Source organism: Paraburkholderia flagellata (assembly GCF_021390645.1).
Lineage (GTDB): Bacteria > Pseudomonadota > Gammaproteobacteria > Burkholderiales > Burkholderiaceae > Paraburkholderia > Paraburkholderia flagellata.
This window is the reverse complement of the sequence record NZ_JAJEJT010000003.1, coordinates 657,777-679,003: the sequence shown is the minus strand read 5'-3', so window position 1 is coordinate 679,003 and position 21,227 is coordinate 657,777. Positions and strand designations below refer to the sequence as shown.

The following is a 21,227-nucleotide window of genomic DNA, read 5'->3' as shown; positions in this document are numbered from 1 at the left end:
ATCGTGCCGTTGTTGATTCGTAAGAAAACCTATCCAGTTATCCTGGCAATTCATTTTGGATTGCTTACCGGTTGCGCGCTCGAAACACCTCCCAAGGCCACCGACCTCGCCGCTCAGGCGGTTCCGGCGCTCGACAGTCAACGCCAGTGGACCAACGGCAGCACGCCGGGAGACCCCGCTGACGGTTGGCTCGCCAGCTTCAATGATGCGCAATTGAACCAGCTCGTGCGCGAGGCGATCGACCACAACGGAGATCTGGCGATTGCTGCGATTCGCGTGCAGCAAGCCGAGGCGCTGGCGACCGTGCAGAGCAGCGGGCTGCTTCCAGCCGCGGGCGCCAGGGGGCGGCTGGGTGAATCCGAGTCGCAGATCCTTTCTGTCGGCGCGAGCTGGGAACTCGACCTCTGGGGGCGTATACGCGCGCAGTCGCGAGCGGCGCAATCCGAACGCGCCGCGACGCAAGCGGATTATGTGTGGGCACAACGGGTCGTGGCCGCGACGACCGCCAAGGCCTGGTTCTCGCTCATCAAATGCACGCAGCTCGAAAAGACGCTGAAGCAGATCGTCGAGGTTCAGGCGCAACTCGTTGAGATAGAAGGTCGTCGCGTGGCTACTGGCGCCGCCCCGCAAACGGAGCTGGAGGAAGCGCGAAACGCGCTGAGGGTGAATCAGGATGCGCTCATCAAGGCGACTCAGGCGAAAGTCCGGGCCGCGCAAGCGCTGGAATTGCTGCTGGGCCGCTACCCGGCCGGGGAGATCGAGGCCGAGCCGACGATGCCGGCGTTGCCAGCCGAGCCGCCTGCGGGTTTGCCTGCGAATCTCGTCGAGCGCCGGCCCGACCTTAGCGCCGCGTCGCATCGCGTTGCTGAGGCGTTCGACCAGCGTCAATCCGCGCAGGCGGCGCGATTGCCCAGCGTTTCCATCGACGTCGCGATTACGGGAATCCGGAGCGACGTGCTTTCGCTCATGGACTCCAGCAGTCCGGTCAAGGGCGTGAGCGCCTCATTCCTCGCGCCAATCTTTACCGGAGGAAAGCTCAAAGCGCAGGCTGACTACTATACCGAGGCGCAAAAGGCCGCAATCGTCGCCTATGACAATAGCGCGCTGGGGGCGCTGAACGAAGTCGAGGCGGGGCTTCAGGCCGAGACGAGCTACAAGGCGCGGATCACGGAGTTGCAGGCGCGTGTCGAGGAGTGCCGCACGCTCCTGGTTCGGGAGAAGGCGCGCGTCTCGATTGGGTCGGTCGACGAGCGCGGTGTGCTGAAAAGCCAGCAAACGCTGCTGCTTTCGGAGGCCGATCTTGTCAGCGCACGCGGCGATCAGCTCAATGAGCGTATCGGCCTGCTGCTCGCATTGGGCGGCGACTGGCGCGAGGCGGGCGAAGCGGGCGCGCACACGGGCGTCGTCTCGTCCTCGGACCTTCCTGTCGCGAACCTCGCGGCGAGACCGCAGAAGATCGCGACGCATGAAAGCGATTTCGCACAGTAAGCGAGCGGGGACCGGAGGCCGCGATTGGTGGCGCCGCTGTTCATTCGCAGTGCCACGCATCATGAACGCGGCAATCGGAGCCGTCCTGCTATGGTTGGCCACGATAACGCCGGCGCAAGCGCAGGAATTCTCGCTGCTCGGCGGCGGGTCGCGCGCCAGCAGCATCAATACCTATACCTGGGCCTTCAGTTACCAGGAGGGACTCGGCAAGTCCCTGGCGACGAGTTTCACGTGGCTCAACGAAGGACATATCCCGAACCATCACCGGGACGGTCAGGTCATCCAGTTCTGGGCGAGGGTGCCTGTAGGCAGTCCGCAGTTTGTGCTGCAAGCCGGGCTTGGCCCATATCGCTACTTTGACACGACGACCGTGGAGCAGGGCGGCAGCTACTCGGATGTGCATGGTTGGGGAATCGTCTATAGCGTGCGCGCTTCCTGGTATGCATCCAACCGCTGGGTCACGCAATTGCAGTTGAACCGTGTCCACGTGCAGCGCGGCCCGGACTCGACGGGCGTGATGTTTGGCGTGGCCTATCAGTTGGACGCACCCGATGTGCCAGGACCACGCGACTGGGCAGCGCGTTCTTCGAAGAAAGTGACCAACAACGAAGTTGCCCTGTATCTCGGCAAGACCATCGTCAACTCGACCAGTTCGCCGGACGCATTTGGCGGCGCCATCGAATATCGGCGCAACCTCACAAACAACGTGGACTGGACGCTTGGGTATCTGCATGAGGGCAGCACCAAAATAGCTCGCCGCGATGGCGTGACCAGTCAGCTATGGCTCACGCGCGCGTTTCTGGACGATAAGGTGACGCTTGGCGTCGGGGCGGGTGCCTACTATGCGATCAACGAGAATGAAAACAGCGCGTCGCCAGGGCCCGGTGCCGGCAAATTCTCGGGGATCGTCACGATCGCCGGCTCTTATCGCTTCAGCCCGCGATGGGATGCGCGGATCGAATGGAACCGCGTCGTGACGCGTTACGACCGCGACACCGACGTTATCCTGACTGGCATTGGTTATCGGTGGTGAACTCGCCAGAATTCGGCGTACGAAGTTGTGTAGCTCGATGAATAAACGTCGACTAGCGAGTATGTGAAACCTGGCTTAATGATCGTGTTGTACTGATTCTCACTTTCTAACTTCTACGATTGCGAGCGCAATCACGAAGAAGCAATATGCCTCTGGCAGCCGCAGCGAACACATAGCAGATCTGCCGGTTGGTGTATTTGAATTCTCCTTAGAGCCCACTTTCGAGCGGGCGCCTATTTTGTGCACCCAGCATGTGCGCAGTCCTGCGGGTGCAAGTCCCACTACAAGATACCGAAAGTGACTGAAGTGAAACGCAGTCATCGAAATCATTGCGCTTGAACTTAATGAAGATCCGTATTCTCTCTTCCGTAGTAGTCGCGGTATTCGTCGCCGGTTGTACGTCGGTAACGGGTCCGGCGCACAATGTCGAAGTCGTCAAATTGTCCGATGGTCTGGAGGGCTGGGGCGTTCATTGCCACGGTCTGCTTGAAAGCAGCAGGACCTGTTTCCGTGTAGCCAGCAAGGTTTGCGCTGACAAACCTGTGCAAGTGATCTACGCATTCGATCGGCTCGAAAGCGGTTTGGGGCCAAAGGAAGATGCGCGCGATCTTGTATTCAAATGTGGCGTGCCGCCCCAGCCCGTGGTCGATACACCCAGATCGGTGATGGTCGCGCCCAGTACGCCGTTGAGCGCGAGGTAAAGCCTCTGAGCGGTTTGCGTTCCGCAGCGAGGTGGCACGCAAAGCGGATCAGGAAATCAACGGGAGGCGATGGGACGGATACAACGGCACAACATCAGGAGGCAATTCGATACCCACGAAGTCATCGGCAAACTGAGTCCCGACATAGCGGACGGCGAGTTCGTCGTATTCGTGGGCCCGAGCGTCCGGGGGCAGCCACGGTTGACGCGTGTTCCGCGAGCCGAACCACCGGTGCATGATAAACGCGGTTATTTGTTGTGCAAATGGGGGCGAGCCTGGGCCGGCCAGAGCGATCAGGGACCATTGCCGTGACCACCGGGAGCGGTAATTGCGCCGTTTTGGAGTTATCCCCGATCTGGCCACAGATGTGGAAACGATCCTGCTGGTTGACGATGACGCAAGAATTCTTGCTCCCCTGCAAGTACTGCTGGAGGCAGAAGGTTACCGTGTCCTCCTTGCACCGGACGGGGAGGCGGCCGGCAGCATGACGGACCTCGAACACCCGGATCTGATTGTTACCGACTGGATGATGCCGGTGCTCGACGGGGTTGCCTTCTGTCGGCGTCTCAAGACAAATAACGCCACGGCCAGCATTCCTGTCGTGATGCTCACAGCCGCGGTGCCCCCTGCGCAGGCAGAGCCGCTCTGGGACGCGCTGTTGACAAAACCGGCGCCGGTCGCGGGTCTTATTGAGGTGATTCACGACCTCATGGCGGTCTCAAGGAGCAGAAGACGCCATTGAGCAAGACAGGAGCCTTTCGAGAACACCGTCGGCACCCAGACGGGATCGCCCATCGACAGACCTGCTATCCGTTGCGATCACTTCAGTGCGATGTATTCCCGCAACCCGTTACGGCTTCAGCACGGCACTAACGATCTCGCCGACTGCTGCTTTGGCTTTGGGCGCCGCGTTCTCGTCGTACACGATGGTTGCCCCGCGCTCAATACACGAATCGCTGTAACTAAAGGGTTGCCTCGTTTTGGCGTTGACGAGCAGCCCGTTTTCAACCTCGACAAACCGGCAGTTTCGCGTCGTTTGTGCTTGCGATAGCTGCTGAGGTTGCTTGAGCGCTCGCGCGTCGAAGAAGTGGCCGGCGCCGGCGTACTCAGTCAACTGGACGTCGTTACCTTTCGTCTTCAGACGTTCCACATAAGCACGGCATGAAGCGACTGGATTGTAGTTGTCTGCAGTCCCCTGGAAAATGCGAACAGGTTTGCCAACGACATCCTCGTCTTCGAGATAGGTGAAGGTGCAGTCAGGATAGAACGCGATGAACGCCGCGAACTGGGTACCGGGTTGAGCGTGCATCCTCTGGAACCGGCTCAGGCTTGCATAAAGCGCGTTCTGCCCCCCACGCGAGAATCCCATGAGCATGATCCTGTTCGGGTCGATTCTCGGGTGCTTCGAAAGCGTCGCAAGCGCTCGATAGGCATCCTCAGCCTGTGCGAGGCGGCCGAGTTGCGATTGATCGTTGATCGTGTTGACGATACCTCGCCCCGAGAAACTGTCGATCACAAAAGTTGCGACACCGAGCGAAAGAAAGTACTCCTCCCAGTCCGTGACGCTGCTGCCGACCCCGCCGGACGCATGCAGCATGATGACGAGAGGAAGCCGATCGGTGCCGCTTCGGGGAAGCCGAAGCTCGCCTGCCACCGTGACAGGTTTGCCATCATCGCGGCCGCTCAGAAACTCCTGGTCGGTGAGCGTGACGGACGGAATCGGGATCACCTCCATTCGCGCCACCTGCGCGTGTCCGGCGTTCACGAGGCAGTTGCAAATGCAGATCAATGCGATTCGGACGAGCAGATTTTTGCTGTTTGTCGACATGGCGTCCCTCTTCTTCGGTGCTGGTTCGCGCGATGACTCACGAAGTCCAGTATAGGCAGACGAGAGAGCGTGGTTGCTGTAGATCGAAAAGACCGTTTCACTGCGCGGGTTCAAGCCGCGCCTCTACCGGACGCTTCATTTTGCGCGATGTTTGCTGACCGCCGCGATCTGCCTTGGCGGCATCGGGGTGGGGCAAAGTTCTCGGCATAGGAGCTGCCGGCCATTGTAGTCGGCAAGAGGGTCTACAACTGAGAATCTGTTAATGTCGACAATAATAGCGTCGACAGAGCCGAATGGTATACTTGCTGCAATGACATGAGGCGCAACTTTCCCGACTGGGCATTCAGATATGGCAAGACAGAAAACGCAAGAACTTCCCGATCTCGGCACCTTGCTCAAACCGAGGGACCAACTGATGCTGGCGGTGGAAGATGCCGTCTTGCGCGGAAACGAGTGGGCGCAGGCGTCCATGCCCGTGGCGGCGCAGATCGCAGCCCGCATCGCGGGTGCCATCACGCTCAATCACATCGAAGCGGGCAAGCGGCTTCTTGAAGGCGACATCGGCGAGGTTCTGCACGTGAGCCGTGCGCCGGTCCGCGAAGCGCTGCGCATTCTCGAACGCGACCGCCTGGTTGCGTTCGAGGCACGACGTGGAGCGATCGTGACGCAGCCGGACGCGCGTGAACTGCGCGATATCTTCGCGGTGCGCACCGTGCTGTATTCGGCCCTCATCGAAGAGTTGCTCGCCGAGCGTCCGGAGGACCTCGGCAAAGTATTCGACGAGCACGTGAAGGCGCTCGAGCGCACCATGAACGAATCGCTCGATGCCTACGTCCTGGAAGGCTTCCTGCTGAACTTTGCCGTGTTCGACCTGAGCAGCAATCTCGTGCTCGCGGACATGCTGAAGTCCATCTCGCTGCGTGTCTTGCGCTATAACCGGCTGGCGTTCGCCACGCATCCCGAGAGCATCGCGCAGTCGATTCGCGGCTGGCGCGATCTGCGCCGCGCGGTGGCGTCGCGCGATCTGGCGCGCGTGCTCAAGTGCGTGCGGGCGCGCATGGACACTTCGCGCGACAACGCCATCCGCGCGGTCGAAAAGCCCGAGGGGAGCACGCCTGCGCGTCGCAAGGCACGCGCCGCCTGAGGCCAGCGCCGCCGCGCGCGGGCGCCCCGTTTTCTCGACGCCTGTCCCGTATAGGTAAATGGTTGTCGTGCATTATCAAGCGGGGGAGTGAACTGGACAGGACAATGGGTCGATTGCAGTCGAGCCGGTAGCGCCGACCGCAGCTTCCCTTTGGAGATCCAGCATGAACTTTCTCGACGGCCATCTGTTCCCGGAGAACCAGCAGCCCCTGATCATCACGGCAGCCCCTTATGCCCCCGGCTGGCTGCCCGCAGACTTCCCGGAGGATATCCCGGTCACCATGGAGGACCAGATCCAGAAGGCGGTGGACTGCTACAACGCGGGTGCCACGGTGCTGCACCTGCATGTGCGCGAACTGGACGGGAAGGGCAGCAAGCGCTTGTCCAAATTCAACGAGCTGATCGCCGGCGTGCGCAAGGCCGTGCCGGAGATGATCATCCAGGTGGGCGGATCGATCTCGTTTGCGCCCGAGAACGAGGGGCAGGCGGCGAAGTGGCTGTCCGACGACACACGCCATATGCTGGCCGATCTGGAGCCCACGCCGGACCAGGTCACGGTGACGGTCAACACCTCGCAGATGAACGTGACGGACCAGGCCGAAGACGCGGACTTCCGCGGCACGTCGCGCGAGAATCCGGCCATTTTCAACGCTTACAAGGAAATGTCGGTACCCGCGCAGCCGGGCTGGGTGGAGGAGCACGTGCGGCGCCTCACGGCGAGAGGCATCCAGAGCGCGTTCCAGTGCTACAACCTCAACAGCTTCGAATCGGTGGAGCGCCTGTTGCGCCGCGGCTTTTACAAAGGTCCGCTCGTCATGAACTGGGTGGCCATCGCGGGCGGCATGGATACGCCGAGCGTCTACAGCCTTGCCAACTTCATTCGCGCCGTGCCGGATGGTGCGGTCGTGACCGTGGAGAGCAACGTGCGCAACGTGTTGCCCGTCAATATGATGGGGATCGCCATGGGCCTTCATGTGCGTTGCGGCACTGAGGACTGCCTGTGGAACCAGTCGCGCACGCAGAAGATGAGCACCGTGAAGCAGATCGAGCAGCTCGTGCGTATCTCGCGCGAGTTCGGCCGCGAGATCGCCACGGCGCGTGAGGCGCGCGAGATCTCGAAGATCGGCGTGTTTTACGACACGGTCGAAGAGTCGTTGCACGCGAACGGCTTCGCGCCCAACCGCAACGGCGGCAATCAGGGCTTTCTGCGCAAGACGGCCTGAGTGAACCATTAGGTGTACTTCGCGCTTCAAAGAACTGAAAGGGTCTACTGATGCAAACCGACAACGGAAGCCTGCCGCTGGCAGGCGTGCGCGTGCTCGACTTCTCGCGGATTCTGGCCGGGCCGTGGAGCGCCATGGTGCTGGGCGACCTGGGCGCAGAGGTCATCAAGGTCGAGCACCCGGAGCGGGGCGACGATACGCGCGATTGGGGCCTGCGTATCGGGCGCACCGAGACTGCGTACTTCAACAGTGTGAATCGCAACAAGCGCTCGATTGCGCTGGATCTGCAGACGCCCGAGGGCCAGCGCATCGCGCAGGATCTCGCGAAGACCTGCGACGTCGTGATCCAGAATTTCAAGTTCGGCGGGGCGGAAAAGCTCGGGCTCGGCTACGAACAACTGAGCCGCGAGAACCCGCGTCTCATCTATTGCTCGATCTCAGGCTACGACCGCGCTGGCCCCGAGGCCGCGCGGCCCGGCTATGACCTCGTCGTGCAGGGCGAAGCGGGCCTCATGGCGCTGAACGGCGAAGCGGAGCAGCCGCCTCTGAAGTTTGGCGTTGCGGCCGTCGATCTGTTCACGGGCATGTATTCGGCGCAGGCCATGCTCGCGGCGCTGTTTGAGCGCGAGCGCACCGGGCGCGGACGCCACATCGAAATGGCCCTGTTCGACTGCGGGCTAATGATTACCGCCTACTATGGACTGGAGGCGCTCGCGATGGGCGAGGACCCGCCGCGCTATGGCAACGCGCATCCGTCGATCGTGCCTTACGGCGTGTTCGACGCAGCGGATGGTCCGCTCGTCATTACCGTGGGCAACAACAGCCAGTTCGAACGCTTCTGCCGGGAGGTGATCGAGCGCCCCGATCTGGCCGACGACGCGCGTTTCAAGACCAACATCCTGCGATCGCAAAACCGCGAGATGCTGCTGCCCGAACTCACGCGCGAACTGGGTAACCGGCCGCGCGTGCTGCTGCTCGAACGGCTCGCCAACGCGAGCATTCCGTGCGGGGAAGTCGCGGGGCTGCGCGAGGCGCTGTTTTCGAAGCGCGCGATGGACGCGGGCCTGGTGACCGAACAACCACATCCGTATACGGCCAGCGGCACGACGTACGTGCTCGCGCCGCCGTGGCGCTTCGACGGTGAACGTTTGCCGGTACGCCGGCCGCCTCCGCAGCTTGGCGAAGGTACGCACGACGTTCTGCAAGGCGAGCTTGGGGTGTCGGATCAGGAACTGGCGGCGCTGCGAGAGAAGGGCGTCATCTGATACGCAACCCGTGTCATTCGGCGCGCGACCTATCGCGTTCGGCTGGTGGCTCACGTCCGGCTACACGCAATGAAATGACCGCAGGCGGCTCTCACGAGCCGCCTGCGATTGCTGTCACGCAGCTGTCGCTGCTTTCCAGTCACCGCGCGCGAGCGCGTCGAGGCGTCGCTGGACTTCCGCCTGATGGTCGGCTTCCGCGGCACGCTGGCTTTCGCCGGGGAAGTAGGCGCCGTCGTACAACAGGAAGCCGCGCTGTCCGGGCTTGCGCAACGGCGGATAGCCGTTTTTGGCCAGCGTTTCTTCGATGCTGCCGTAATTTACGCCGATCTGGTAAATGCGTTTGGCTTCCTCCCCAGTGGCGATTTCGCGGTTCAGTTCGCGCGAGATGCGCACCATCTTTTCGACCTGCTTCACGGAGGGAATGCGCTCGCCGAGGTCGTCCTGCAGCGTGTCTTCGATACCGCACCGCACATGCATGCCGAGGCAGATGCCCATAGTGGTCAGCGGCCAGTGAGGACGGTTCGTGCCTTCGATGGTCAGCACGGCACCGTCGGGAACGTGATTGATGAACTCCATCATGGCGCGCGGATTCGGGCCATCCATGCCGCCGCCGATGGCCACCCAGTTCAGCACCAGCGGGCCCATGTACTTGCCGCGGCGGATCATGCGCCCCAGCGTTTCGAGCTGCGCCAGGTGGCCAATCTGGAAGTGGGGCTGAATGCCATTGGCCACGAGGCGGCGGATGTGCTCGTCCACGAAAGCCGGGCCGGCGGGAATGGTCATCTCGCGGTAGGGACTGTTCTCCAGGTCTTCCCACGACGTGTGCAGGACGTCCGTGCGCACCTTCAACTCCGCGGTATTCATCTGGCTGGTGTTGATGGCGACCGTCACCTGGTCGGGGCGCGGGTTCAACTCCGCCAGACCGTGGCGCGTGTCGTCGTTCAGCCAGCGGGCAATGTCGCCTTCGCTTTCAGGTGCAAACGAAATCGAGCCGCCCACTTGCAGGACCATGTTCGGCACGGCGGAACGCAGACGGTCCAGCATCTCGTTGAACTTCGATAGGCGCTTGGAGCCCTTGCCGTCGGCTTCGCGCACGTGCACGTGCAAAACGGTCGCGCCGGCGTTGTAGCAGTCCACGGCTTTTTGTACCTGCTCGGCCATCGTTACGGGCACATCGTTCGAGTCGCCGGGCAGCCATTGCGGGCCGTAGGGCGCGGCTTGAATGACGAGGGGCTGCTGGTTCTCGGGCAGCAGGGAGTCATCGATGAAATGCATACGGATCTCCTGTAGACGTCTTCGAGTTTCGACCCAACTCGCGGGAGTGCGGGATCAGGTTGGAGGCAGTGTAGCACCGTGAAATAATTAATGTCGACAAAAATAACGGTGCCGTACACCGCCGTGTGCACCGAGGGCACTCGGTATAAACATTAATGTCGACATTAAATAATATGGAAGATCATGAATGACATGAGCACCGCACCGGCTCAGACGGCAACCAGTCGCAGCTGAATTTGGAGGAGGCAGCATTGAACCTTTCTACGAGTGACGTCTTGCCGGCCGGATCGGCTTCGGCTACCCGCAGCACCCGAGCCTACGCGTGGCTGGTTTTCGCGCTGATGTTTTGCCTCTTGTTGTCCGACTACATGTCGCGGCAGGCGCTCAATGCCTTGTTCCCGGTCCTGAAGACGCAGTGGGGGATCTCCGATACGCAACTGGGTTCGATCAGCAGCATCGTGCCGCTGGCGGTGGGCGTGCTGACGCTGCCGTTTTCCGTCGTCGCGGATCGTTGGGGGCGGGCCAAAAGCATTGCCCTGATGGCCGCGCTGTGGAGTGTTGCCACGATCGGCTGTGCGCTTGCCGCGAACTATCAGGAGATGTTCGTTGCCCGTCTATTCGTTGGCGTCGGCGAGGCAGCTTACGGAAGTGTCGGGCTCGCGATGCTCGTGAGCCTCTTTCCGCGGCATATGCGCTCCAGTATCGTCGGCGGCTTCACGTCCGCGGCGGCCTTCGGGTCCGTGCTCGGTGTTTCGCTTTCGGGCTTCATCGCTGTGCGCTTCGGCTGGCGCTGGTCGATGGGCGTCATGGCGATATTCGGCCTCCTGCTGGCCATCATTTACTGCTTCGTCGTCACGGAAAGCAGGATCGCGCGCGCCCATCCGGACGAAGCAGGCGCAAGCCCCGCGCAAGGCCGAGCCACGTTGACACTCCGGTCGCTCTTCTTTGGACTGTTTCCGTCGCGCTCGGTGTTTTGCGCATATCTCGGCAGCGCCCTTCAAATCTTCATTCAGGGCACGCTATTCGTGTGGCTGCCGAGCTACCTGAATCGGTATTGGGGTATGCCTGTCAGCAAAGCCGCCGTGGTGGCGGCCGGTCTGGTGCTGGTGAGCGGCATGGGCCAGTTCCTGTGCGGCGTGGCGACGGACTGGATCTGCCGGGAGTCGTCGCTCAAGCGGTGGAATATGGCGATCGTGTATTGCCTCGCGCTGGGCGTCTTGCTGGCAATTGCATTGCGCATGCCGCCGGGCAACCTGCAACTCGCGCTGCTTGCCCCCGCGGTGCTCTTTCTTGCCAGTTCGTTTGGCACCTGCGGGGCGATCATCGCCACGGCCACGCCGCCGGCGTTTCACGGATCGGCCTTTGCCACGCTGACGCTGTTCAACAATGTACTGGGCCTTGCCGCCGGTCCCTTCGTCACTGGCGTGATATCGGACGCTGTGGGCCTTCAGGCCGCCCTGCGTTGGCTTCCATGGGCGGCCGTGCTGCCCTTGACGGTCTACTTCATAGGCCGGTGGTGCTGTCTCCAGGAGGCGCGCCGTGGCTGAGCGTACGACAGACATCGCCAATTCGATGAAAAGGAACATCAACATGCTGCCCCAAAGCCCAGTCTACAGTCACAACGACGATTACTTGACGGGTCCGCGTGAGGCGTGGTTCGCCTTCGCGATGACGTTCGCACTCATGTTCTTCGATTTCGTCGATCGACAGGTGATCGTCTCGCTCTTTCCTCACATCCGGAGCGCATGGCATCTCAGCGACAAGCAGTTGGGCTCGCTGGTCTCCGTCATTTCCGTAGTTGTGGGTGCGGGCGGCATACCCGTTGCGCTGGTGGCGGACCGCATGGGGCGTGTGAAAAGCATCGTTGCGATGGCGCTCGCATGGAGTCTCGCCACGATCTCGTGCATGTTCACGGCCAACTATGCCCAGTTGTTCGCCGCGCGCGCGGTGGTGGGGATCGGCGAAGCGGGCTATGGATCGGTCGGCGTGGCCCTCATCTCGACGCTGTTTCCCGTGCGTTTGCGCAGCGCCGTGCTCGGGGCCTTCTACGCCGCCCCGTCGTTGGGTTCGGTGCTCGGCGTGGTGCTGGGCGGGGTCATCGCGGCCACGTGGGGCTGGCAAGCGGCCTTCGGCGTGGTCGGCGTACCGGGGCTCGTGCTGGCCCTGCTTTATCTGCGCGTGCGCGACTACCGGACCCCCGCGCTGAGGTCCGACTCGAAGCAGGCAGCACAGTCGCTGGCGCAGACGCTCAAGCCCGTCTTCGGGACCATGGCGCGCACACGGACGCTGCTATGGGTCTGCGCAGGCGCATCAGCCCAACTGATTACGGTGTCAGCCATCTGGTCCTGGCTGCCGAGCTACCTCAATCGCTTCCACGGCATGCCGCCGGACGCGGCGGCCAGGTCGGCGGCGGTGGCCGTACTGGTCGGTGCTGTCAGCAGCACGGTCTGGGGCATCGTGGTGGGGCGCATCGCCGTTCGCAGGCCCCGCAACAAGCTGCTCGCGCTGGCCGTGCTGTGCCTGATGACGTGGGCGGTTTTCGCCGTGGCGTTCGGCGGTACGTACAGTGGGGACGCGCAGTTCAGGGTGATCCTGGTGGGGGCCTTTTTCATGAACTGCACCGTGGGGGTGGTGGCGGGCATTGCCATGGACATCATTCACCCGGGAGTGCGCTCTACGGGTGCTGCCGTGGTTTCCCTGTTTCAGAACGTCTGCGGGCTGGCGACGGGGCCGTTCCTGGCTGGCATCCTGTCCGACCAGTGGGGTCTGCAGCGGGCATTGGCGGTTACGCCCGTATGCAGCATCGTGGCCGCGGTGTGCTTCGTCGTCGCCATGCGCAGCTACGATTCGGATGTCACCCGGATCTCGAATGGGACGCCGGACATGGTGCCAGTCGCTGCCGATGCGGTGAGCCAGGGCACTGCGGCCTGAGGCGCAGACCGGGCCCCGCTCATTACCCGCGTTGATCCGTGCCGGCGAGCATCTGCGTCAGATGCTCGTTGCGCCACACGCTCGGCGGCTTGCCGAATTCGGCGCTGAACCAGCGTGAGAACGCACTGAGTTCCGAAAAGCCCAGCAGGTTGCCGATATCGGACATCGAATGACGCTGCTGCTCCAGGTACCGCACCGCGAGCGATGCACGGACTTCGTTCAGGAGAGCTGAGAATCGCTGCCCGGACTGCTCAAGCTGCCGCTGCAACGTACGGGGCGTGCGGCCGAGCCGGAAGCTCACGGGTTCGATCGCGCCTTGTCCGCGCGGCAACAGGACATGAATGGTGCGGCGTACGTTGTCGGCGAGCGATTCCGTGCTGTAGCGCGGCTGCAGGTCGAGCAGATCCTTCGCGTAGCGCGCGAGATGCACGTCTGCCAGCGGGTTCGCACGATCGAGATCCTGCCGCGCCAGCACGATGCTGTCGAACTCGCTGTCGAATTCGACGTTGCGCCCGAAAAAGCGGCGATGCACTGCGAGACTGGCCGGCGCCGCATGCGAGAAGTGCACGCTGCGGGGTGCGTAATTCGGGCCGAGTATCGAGCGCATGAGACTGAACACCACGCCGACTGTCAGTTCCACCATTTCCGGTCCCGGATGGGGCCGCCCGGTCACGAGCCCGACGTGCACGAGCGCGACGTCCCCGGTTTCCTCGACGTGAATGACCACCGAATCGCTCAGCAGATGCCGGTAGCTCTCGATCTGCGCCAGCACCTGGCGCAGCGTCGGCTGATGCTGCAAATAGAGGCTCAACGGGCCGAAATCAGAGAGCCGCCATGCCTCGCCGACGCGCACGCCGAGTGCGCCGCAACCGGCATGTCGCGCCGCGCCTTCGATCACCTGTGCAAGGCCCGATTCCGGAATGCGCAGATCGGGCGTCGCGAGGCACGACGGATCGAGCCCCGCGTCGCGCAGCGTGCGAACCGGGTCGATGCCGGTGCTTCGGACGATCTCCGAAAACTTGGCCAGGGAGGCGGCTCGAACCAGGAGGGGCATGGCTATACGCACAGACGGTAATTTTCAGAGGGTAATGTTTGTGCAGTGCGGCGTCTGTCGGGACTAACCATGAACGCGCAGCGTGTCGCGTGTTGTCAGATCGTGTCGCGCAGCGTCAAGCGCACGAGTGACACATTTCCCACAATGCCTCTTCATGGCGGTGCGTCACTCGCGGCATCAGCAAAAGGGACGCACCGAACCGGGCGGGCAGGCGGCATAGGCGAGCTTCCCGCCGCCCTCCACGCAAGCCCTTTCTTCACGGAATCAATCCATGCGAATCGAACGATTGACCTGCACCATCGGCGCCGAAATCTCCGGCGTTCATCTGGGCGATGCTGCGCGCGATGACGCGCTGTTTGCCGAAATCAAGGCGCTCCTGCTCAAGCACAAGGTGCTGTTTCTGCGCGACCAGAACATTACGCGGGCGGAGCACGTCGCATTCGCACGGCGCTTCGGCGAGCTGGAGGACCATCCTGTTGCCGGCAGCGATCCGGATCATCCGGGGCTCGTGCAGATCTATCGCAGCGACAAGAAGGAGAACTACGAAAACAGCTATCACACCGACGGCTCCTGGCGGCCATGCCCTTCGATGGGCGCGGTGTTGCGCTGTGTCGAGTGTCCCGAAGTCGGCGGCGACACCATCTGGGTCGACATGGGTGCGGCCTACCGCAACCTGCCTGATGAGATCAAGCGGCGCATCGACGGGCTGCGCGCCAAACACAGCATCGAGCATTCCTTTGGCGCCGCGATGGCGCCCGAGGCAAGAGCGAAGCTGGCCGACGACAATCCGATGGTCGAGCATCCGGTGGTGCGCACGCACCCCGAGACGGGCGAAAAGGTGCTGTACGTGAACGGCTTCACGACGCACTTCGCGAACTTCCACACGCCTGAAAACGTGCGCTACGGGCAGGACAAGACGCCCGGCGCGAGCCATCTGCTCAACTATCTGATCAGCCAGGCCTATATCCCCGAATTCCAGGTGCGTTTTCGCTGGAAGCCCAACAGCGTGGCCATCTGGGACAATCGCGCCACGCAGCACTACGCCGTGCACGACTACTGGCCCGAGCCGCGCAAGATGGAACGCGCCGGCATCATCGGCGACCGGCCGTTCTGACGCATACGCACTGCCGTCCGCATTGGTAAATGGTTCGCAGAACGACATAACAGACAGCAATCAGGAAACGCAACATGGCACACGCAATCAGGATGTACGAGACCGGCGCACCGGACGTCATGCGCTGGGAGGAGGTCGCAGTCGGCCGTCCCGGCCCCGGCGAGGTGCGGCTGCGCCACGAGGCGGTGGGTCTGAACTTTGCCGACACCTACTTCCGCACTGGCCTCTACCCGGTTCCGCTGCCCGCGGGCATGGGCGTGGAAGCGGCGGGCGTGGTCGAGGAAGTGGGCGCAGGCGTGACCAGTCTGGCGCCCGGCGACCGCGTGACTTACACGGGGTTTGTGAACACGCTAGGCGCATACAGTACGGAGCGGCTGATTCAGGCAGCCCCGCTGATCCGGCTGCCCGAAGGCATCGCGTGCGAAACGGCGGCGGCCATGACGATGCGCGGCCTCACTTCGGCCTATCTGATGCGGCGGATCTGGCCGCTGCAGGCTGGCGAAACGATACTCGTGCATGCCGCGGCGGGCGGCGTCGGCCTGATCCTCTGCCAGTGGGCGAAGCTGCTCGGGCTGACGGTGATCGGCACCGTGTCGAGCGAGGAAAAGGCAGAGATCGCACGCAAGCATGGCTGCGACGAGGTGATCTACTACATGCGCGAGGACGTGGCGCAGCGTGTGCGGGAGTTGACCGGCGGTGCAGGCGTATCCGTGGTCTACGACAGCGTGGGCAAGGACACGTTCGCGGCATCGCTCGATTCGCTCAAGCGCCGTGGCTTGCTGGTCTGTGTCGGCACGGCATCCGGCCCGGCGCCCGCGTTCGAGCCGCAGATTCTTGCGCGCAAAGGTTCGGTCTTCGTCACGCGCCCGGCGCTCGCGGACTATATCGCCGATCCGCTCGAGAAGGCCGAGCTTGCCGCCGAAATCTTCGATCACGTCGCGGCGGGGCGCATCAAGATCGAGATCAACCAGCGCTACGCGCTCGAGGACGCGATCCACGCGCATCGGGACCTCGAAGCACGCAGGACGACGGGTTCGTCCATCTTCACGCTCTGAGGGGGAGAAATCATGCACCGGACCGGCAACGCGCCGACTGTCGTCATCGTGCCAGGGCTGCGCGATCACGTCGAACAGCACTGGCAGACGCTGCTCGAAGCGCATCTGCGTGCGCAGAACCGGCCCGTTATCGCGGTGCCGCCGATGGGGCGCGCTGAGCTCGATTGCGCGTCGCGCGTCGAGGCGATCGAAAAAGCCGTGGCGGCCGCCGGCGCGCCGGTGATCATCGTCGCCCATAGCGCCGGCTGCATCATGGTGGCCCATTGGGCGAGGCGCCATCGGCGGGCGATTCGCGGCGCGTTGCTCGCCGCGCCGCCGGACTTCGAAACGCCGATGCCCGAAGGCTATCCGGACCTCGATGCGCTCAGTACCAATGGATGGCTGCCCGTACCGCGCGAGCCGTTGCCATTTGCATCGATCGTCGCGGCGAGCCGCAACGATCCGCTTGCCCGGTATGAGCGCGTGGCCGAGATCGCACGTGAGTGGGGCAGCGAACTGGTGGACTTCGGCAACGTGGGCCACCTGAATCCGGCCAGCGGCTTCGGCGAATGGCCGGCCGCCGCCGGGCTGATCGAGTCCTTGGCGAGGCGAGGGGCAGTGCTGCGGCGCGCCTGACCGGATCGCACTTCGTGGCGCACAGACGAGAGTGAACGCTACGTAGCGAAGCGGCAGAAACCCGGCGCACGCCGCTCAAAGGAAAAATCAAGGAGACGATTGTGGGAATGCAAGCGACTGCCGCCATCGGCGACCCCTACGCGCAAACGCCGGCTGTATCCAGGTCCTACGCCTGGTGTGTCTTTGCACTGACCTTCGGACTCCTGCTCGCAGACTACATGTCGCGGCAGGTGCTCAACGCCGTGTTTCCGCTACTCAAGGCGCAATGGTCGCTCACGGACACGCAGTTGGGCTCGCTCAGCGGCATCGTCTCGCTGATGGTGGGGCTGTTGGCGTTCCCGGTCTCGATCCTGGCCGACCGCTGGGGACGCGTGAGGAGTCTGTTCCTGATGGCCATGGTGTGGAGTCTCGCCACGCTGTGCTGCGCGGTTTCGGCAAACTACGGCCAGATGTTCGCGGCGCGCCTGTTCATCGGCGTGGGTGAGGCCGCCTATGGCAGCGTCGGCCTTGCTGTCGTGCTCAGCGTGTTTCCTGCCCATCTGCGCGCGACACTGTCGGGCTCGTTCCTCGCGGGTGGGTCGTTTGGCTCGATGCTAGGCATGGCGCTGAGCGGCATCGTGGCCGCGCACTTCGGCTGGCGCTGGTCGTTCGCCACCATGGCGGTATTCGGTGTCGTGCTTGCACTGATCTATCGCGCCGTCGTGACCGAGGAGCGCATTGCGCCTTGCCGGATGGCTGTTTCGCGCGCTTCGCCAGCAGGCACGCGGCCGCGCTTCACGCCGCGCGAGCTGGCACGCGCGCTGTTTGCTTCGAAATCCGTCGTGTTTGCATACCTGGGCTGTGGCGTGCAGCTGATTCTGCCGGGCGCGCTGTTCGTCTGGCTGCCTAGCTACCTCCTGCACGTCTATCGTCTGCCTCTCGCCCGCGCGAGCGTGCTGGCCGCCGTCTTCGTGCTGACGTCGGGCGTGGGCCTGATCCTGTGCGGCATGCTGACCGACCGCATCAGCCGTGGCCACCCGGCCCGCAAGTGGACGATGGCCGTTGTCTATTGCGCGCTTTCGGGTGCCGCGTTCGCGGTGGCGTTTCAATTGCCGGCGGGCCATCTGCAACTGGTGCTGATCGGTCTCGGCATGCTGCTCGGCTCGGGCGTATGCGGCCCGACTGGCGCGCTAGTGGCCGAGCTCACGCCACCGCCGATCCACGCGACCGCCATGGCGGTCTGGGCGCTGGCCAACAACCTGCTCGGCCTCGCTGCGGGTCCCATCATCACGGGGATGCTCGCGGACCGCATCGGACTGCACGCGGCGCTCGAACTGATTCCGTTCGCGACCGTCGTCTCGACGCTCCTTTTCGTCGCGGGCAGGTGGCGCTATCCGCGCGACGCTGCGCGCCTTGCAGGTTAGCGTTGGCGCGTTTGATCGATGCGCTGCCAGGTAATTAGCAGTGCAAACAGGAAAACATAAAGCATCAGGCGGCGCCTCACTACGCAGGAAAACAACGAGCCGGCCAGAACCTGATGCCACAGGAGATCTGAGGAGACGCAATGAAACTGAAACTGGGTGCAGTTGCCGTGCTTGCGACCGTGGCAGGTGCTGCACACGCGCAATCATCGGTGACGCTTTACGGTGCGATCGACACGGGCCTGCTCTACCAGAGCACGTCGGCCGCTTCGTACGCGGGCAACGCAAAAAACCTGGGGCACGTCGTTTCCCTGAAGGACGCCGGCATCTATGCCAGCTTCTGGGGTATCAAGGGGACCGAAGATCTTGGTGGCGGCTACAAGGCCAATTTCCGGCTGCAAGGTGTGTTCAACAGCGGCACCGGCAAGTTTGGGCTGGCCGATGTGACGGGCGCGACCGCCATCTTCAACATGCAGTCGACAGTGGGCATATCCGGACCATTTGGCTCTGTCGACTTCGGGCGACAGTACGCGCCGATGATCTTTGCACTGGCCGATACCGATGTGCGATCGGCGCAGTACTTTGGCAGCGTACTGGGGGCGTGGCTCGGACTGAACCAGGCGGCGCACTGGACCGGCACCAACACCAACGTGCCGATCGGCGCGCTGTACGACGACAACGCGATCGTCTATCAGTCGCCGAAGTTCTACGGCGCCTGGCTCGCGCTGGAGTACGCGCCCGGCGGCGTGGCGGGGCAGTTTCAGGGCGGTACGCGCGAATCCGCGGTGCTGCGGTATTCGAACTATGGTCTGAACCTCGCGGCGGCATACTACAGCGGCCACGACACCAATCTTGCCGCCGCCACACCTACCGGCCTCGAGAACAACCGCTTCTACTACTTTGGCGGAAAGTACACGTTCCATGCTCTGAGCGTTTCGGTTGGCTATGGTGTCGGGCAAGATCCATCGAACCTGAAATCGGCCAACCTCGAGCTCGTTTCGGCTGGGCTCGGCTATCAATTCACGCCATTCTTCAAGGTCACTTCGGGCTTTTACTACATGAAAGACCGAAACGATTCGGCGAATCATTCCAGCGAATTTGCGCTCGGGGCGGAGTACAGCTTGTCGAGCCGCACGCTGCTCTACGCACAGGTGGGCCATGTCAACAACCGCGGGACCATGAACCAGGCCATCACCTACGGTGCACCGGTCGCACCGGGCGTTTCCACGACGGCGGCGAACATCGGCATCCGCCATACCTTCTGAAGACATCAAACGTAAGCGGAGCAAGCAATGGAAAGACGGGGGATCGTGAGAACTTCAGCCTGCGTGTCGATTTTCGCGCTGCTGGCGGCCCTGAGCACCCATACGAGCGCGCAGGCCAGCGGGGCGCTGGCGGCTTCGGCGGCGGCACCCGCTGCGCCGACGGCAAGGGAAGTGCGGAAGGCCAACCGCGCGTTGAGCCGCAAGGTGTATGCCGCGCTTGCGACGCACAAGGACATCGACGCGGGCAACATCAGCATCGTCGCGAGAAACGGCGCAGTCACTCTCAACGGCACCGTCACTGAGGCGTCCCAACTCGGCCTGGTGGCCGAAATTGCGAAGGGAGTACCCGGCGTCACTTCCGTGACGAACCGGCTTTCGGTTCAACGGCCGATCGGCGAATAGAGGGCGATGGTTTGAACGGCAGTGCGCTATCGGTGAATGCCGACGGATGCCGCGAGACCTTCGGCGTGAGCACGAAACCTTCGATGTTCTTCTGGAGGCACAAGCGAGCCGCCGGTCGTCCAGATGACGTGGGTCGCGCTGCGCATGTCGAGCCCATGTTGTTGCACATACGCTCTTCCCGCTGCCGATTCGCGCAGCCACACTGGGCCCCCGATGGCAGCAGCGGCCGACGGCTCGATTTCGACGTCGAGCGACGCCTTCAGCGCCAGTAGATTAGCGTAGAGCCGATCGTCTGAAACGGTAAGGACACCAGATAATTGACTGGCCATCAACGGACTGACGAGCATGGAGGCTTGCCCCACCGCGAGGCCGTCGGCATCGGTGCAGTTATCGAGCCCGATGTCGTACACGGACACCGGTGCAGTGCTGCCGGATGCCAATTGAACAAGAACGCATGGCGATGCAACGGGCTCCGCGAAAAAGCAATGCACGTGCTCGCCAAACAGCGCCTTGAGCCCGAAAGTGATGCCACCGGGCGCGCCGCCTACGCCACATGGCAGATATACGAATAGTGGATGCGTTGCGTCGACGACGCGGCCCGCATCCGCTAGTTGACGCGCCAGATAGCGCGCGGCGGCGGCGTACCCAAAAAAGAGCCTCTCGGAGCGTTCGTCGTCAACGAAGTAGCAGAGCGGCGATTCCAGCGCCTCCTTGCGCCCGGCAGCCACCGCTTCGGCGTAGTCGCCCCCGTGCTCGACGACGCGCACGCCACGCTTGCGCAGACGCTCCTTCTTCCACGCCTTCGCGTCCGCGGACATGTGGACGACGGCATCGAATCCGAGCGCTGCGGCCATCACACCAATGCTCAGCCCGAGGTTGCCGGTACTGCCCACGCTTACCGAGTACTGCGCGAAGAGGTCGCGTGCCCGCGATCCAGAAAGGATACGGCGGGTTGCCTTGGCGTCGAGCAGACCATGTTCGATAGCAATGGACTCGGCGAGCGCCTGGACCTCGTGAAAGCCGCCGCGTGCCTTGATCGATCCGGCAACGGGGAGCGCGTCGTCTCGTTTGATGAACCATGCGCCTTCGGCGCTGCTGTCTGCGCCCAACGCGTGTCGAAGAGGGCCAGCCGGCACGAGCGGTGACTCGATGAGCCCGCCCGTGGGCGCCAGTTCCGGGAACAACGTTGCCATTAGTGGTGCGAACCGCGCGATCCGCGCTTCGGCGTCGGCGATCAGCGTGGTCGGCGGGGCCGCAGCGGGCAACGGCTGACCACGCTGTGGGTTCAGCCAGAGCAGGGGCTGCCGTGATTGAAGTTCGTTCAGCAGCGCTGGCTCGAAGGGTGCGGTTTCCATAAGACTGGATTATCCATTTTGATCGTCGGGAATGACGTCATTCTGGCGTTAAAATGGCTGGGAGAACAGCGACCATTACT

19 protein-coding genes are annotated in these 21,227 nt (G+C 63.0%); 15 read left to right on the top strand and 4 right to left on the bottom strand.

The features are described from left to right. Window positions 1-3 precede the first annotated feature (3 nt). The 4 genes from L0U83_RS26690 to L0U83_RS26675 all read left to right on the top strand — a co-directional run bounded on the left by L0U83_RS26690 (window position 4) and on the right by L0U83_RS26675 (window position 3,964). Window positions 4-1,488 (top strand): efflux transporter outer membrane subunit, encoded by a 1,485-nt coding sequence (locus L0U83_RS26690; RefSeq protein WP_233887165.1) that lies wholly within the window; start codon window positions 4-6, stop codon window positions 1,486-1,488. A 61-nt stretch (window positions 1,489-1,549) separates the two neighbouring features. Then, window positions 1,550-2,521, top strand: coding sequence for a hypothetical protein (locus L0U83_RS26685; protein WP_233887164.1), 972 nt, complete (start codon window positions 1,550-1,552; stop codon window positions 2,519-2,521). A 344-nt stretch (window positions 2,522-2,865) separates the two neighbouring features. Then, the gene (locus tag L0U83_RS26680) at window positions 2,866-3,222 is read left to right on the top strand and encodes a hypothetical protein (RefSeq protein WP_233887163.1); all 357 of its coding nucleotides are present in this window, start codon (window positions 2,866-2,868) and stop codon (window positions 3,220-3,222) included. 367 nt (window positions 3,223-3,589) lie between these two features. Then, a complete protein-coding gene (locus L0U83_RS26675) occupies window positions 3,590-3,964 on the top strand; it encodes a response regulator transcription factor (RefSeq protein ID WP_233887162.1) in 375 nt (124 codons plus the stop codon). A gap of 108 nt (window positions 3,965-4,072) precedes the next feature. On the opposite strand, the gene L0U83_RS26670 is transcribed toward L0U83_RS26675, so the two are convergent. Continuing rightward, window positions 4,073-5,050 carry a dienelactone hydrolase family protein gene (locus tag L0U83_RS26670; protein ID WP_233887161.1) on the bottom strand — a complete coding sequence of 326 codons (978 nt, stop codon included), beginning with the start codon at window positions 5,048-5,050 and terminating at the stop codon, window positions 4,073-4,075. Window positions 5,051-5,399: 349 nt separating this feature from the next. On the opposite strand from L0U83_RS26670, the gene L0U83_RS26665 reads away from it, so the two are divergent. The 3 genes from L0U83_RS26665 to L0U83_RS26655 all read left to right on the top strand — a co-directional run bounded on the left by L0U83_RS26665 (window position 5,400) and on the right by L0U83_RS26655 (window position 8,681). Further along, entirely contained in the window at window positions 5,400-6,194 is a 795-nt protein-coding gene (locus tag L0U83_RS26665) for a GntR family transcriptional regulator (protein ID WP_233887160.1), read from the top strand. A gap of 163 nt (window positions 6,195-6,357) precedes the next feature. Next, window positions 6,358-7,416, top strand: a complete 1,059-nt coding sequence (locus tag L0U83_RS26660) for a beta-keto acid cleavage family enzyme (protein ID WP_233887159.1) — start codon at window positions 6,358-6,360, stop codon at window positions 7,414-7,416. Between the two features lie 50 nt (window positions 7,417-7,466). Next, window positions 7,467-8,681, top strand: a complete 1,215-nt coding sequence (locus L0U83_RS26655) for a CaiB/BaiF CoA transferase family protein (protein WP_233887158.1) — start codon at window positions 7,467-7,469, stop codon at window positions 8,679-8,681. Between the two features lie 114 nt (window positions 8,682-8,795). Here the strand turns inward: L0U83_RS26655 and L0U83_RS26650 are convergent, their stop codons facing one another. Continuing rightward, window positions 8,796-9,956 carry a beta-keto acid cleavage family enzyme gene (locus tag L0U83_RS26650; RefSeq protein WP_233887157.1) on the bottom strand — a complete coding sequence of 387 codons (1,161 nt, stop codon included), beginning with the start codon at window positions 9,954-9,956 and terminating at the stop codon, window positions 8,796-8,798. A 251-nt stretch (window positions 9,957-10,207) separates the two neighbouring features. On the opposite strand from L0U83_RS26650, the gene L0U83_RS26645 reads away from it, so the two are divergent. Next, window positions 10,208-11,503 (top strand): MFS transporter, encoded by a 1,296-nt coding sequence (locus tag L0U83_RS26645; RefSeq protein ID WP_233887156.1) that lies wholly within the window; start codon window positions 10,208-10,210, stop codon window positions 11,501-11,503. After that, window positions 11,496-12,887, top strand: a complete 1,392-nt coding sequence (locus L0U83_RS26640) for an MFS transporter (RefSeq protein WP_233887155.1) — start codon at window positions 11,496-11,498, stop codon at window positions 12,885-12,887. Before L0U83_RS26645 ends, L0U83_RS26640 begins: the two co-directional genes overlap by 8 nt. A 22-nt stretch (window positions 12,888-12,909) precedes the next feature. On the opposite strand, the gene L0U83_RS26635 is transcribed toward L0U83_RS26640, so the two are convergent. Next, complete coding sequence (locus tag L0U83_RS26635) at window positions 12,910-13,941, bottom strand: AraC family transcriptional regulator (RefSeq protein ID WP_233887154.1); 1,032 nt, start codon at window positions 13,939-13,941, stop codon at window positions 12,910-12,912. Between the two features lie 271 nt (window positions 13,942-14,212). Between L0U83_RS26635 and L0U83_RS26630 the strand changes: the two genes are divergently transcribed. From L0U83_RS26630 to L0U83_RS26605, 6 genes are all read left to right on the top strand, one after another. Further along, entirely contained in the window at window positions 14,213-15,055 is an 843-nt protein-coding gene (locus L0U83_RS26630) for a TauD/TfdA dioxygenase family protein (RefSeq protein ID WP_233887153.1), read from the top strand. A gap of 74 nt (window positions 15,056-15,129) precedes the next feature. Further along, on the top strand, window positions 15,130-16,110 hold the full coding sequence (locus L0U83_RS26625) for a quinone oxidoreductase family protein (protein WP_233887152.1): 981 nt from the start codon (window positions 15,130-15,132) through the stop codon (window positions 16,108-16,110). Window positions 16,111-16,158: 48 nt separating this feature from the next. Next, window positions 16,159-16,725 (top strand): RBBP9/YdeN family alpha/beta hydrolase, encoded by a 567-nt coding sequence (locus L0U83_RS26620; RefSeq protein ID WP_373321140.1) that lies wholly within the window; start codon window positions 16,159-16,161, stop codon window positions 16,723-16,725. A 107-nt stretch (window positions 16,726-16,832) separates the two neighbouring features. Beyond that, entirely contained in the window at window positions 16,833-18,128 is a 1,296-nt protein-coding gene (locus tag L0U83_RS26615; protein ID WP_233887150.1) for an MFS transporter, read from the top strand. 140 nt (window positions 18,129-18,268) lie between these two features. Then, window positions 18,269-19,390 carry a porin gene (locus L0U83_RS26610; RefSeq protein ID WP_233887149.1) on the top strand — a complete coding sequence of 374 codons (1,122 nt, stop codon included), beginning with the start codon at window positions 18,269-18,271 and terminating at the stop codon, window positions 19,388-19,390. A 45-nt stretch (window positions 19,391-19,435) separates the two neighbouring features. After that, on the top strand, window positions 19,436-19,792 hold the full coding sequence (locus tag L0U83_RS26605) for a BON domain-containing protein (RefSeq protein ID WP_233887148.1): 357 nt from the start codon (window positions 19,436-19,438) through the stop codon (window positions 19,790-19,792). Between the two features lie 26 nt (window positions 19,793-19,818). Here the strand turns inward: L0U83_RS26605 and dsdA are convergent, their stop codons facing one another. Beyond that, complete coding sequence (gene dsdA / locus L0U83_RS26600; protein ID WP_233887147.1) at window positions 19,819-21,147, bottom strand: D-serine ammonia-lyase; 1,329 nt, start codon at window positions 21,145-21,147, stop codon at window positions 19,819-19,821. Between the last annotated feature and the right edge of the window lie 80 nt (window positions 21,148-21,227).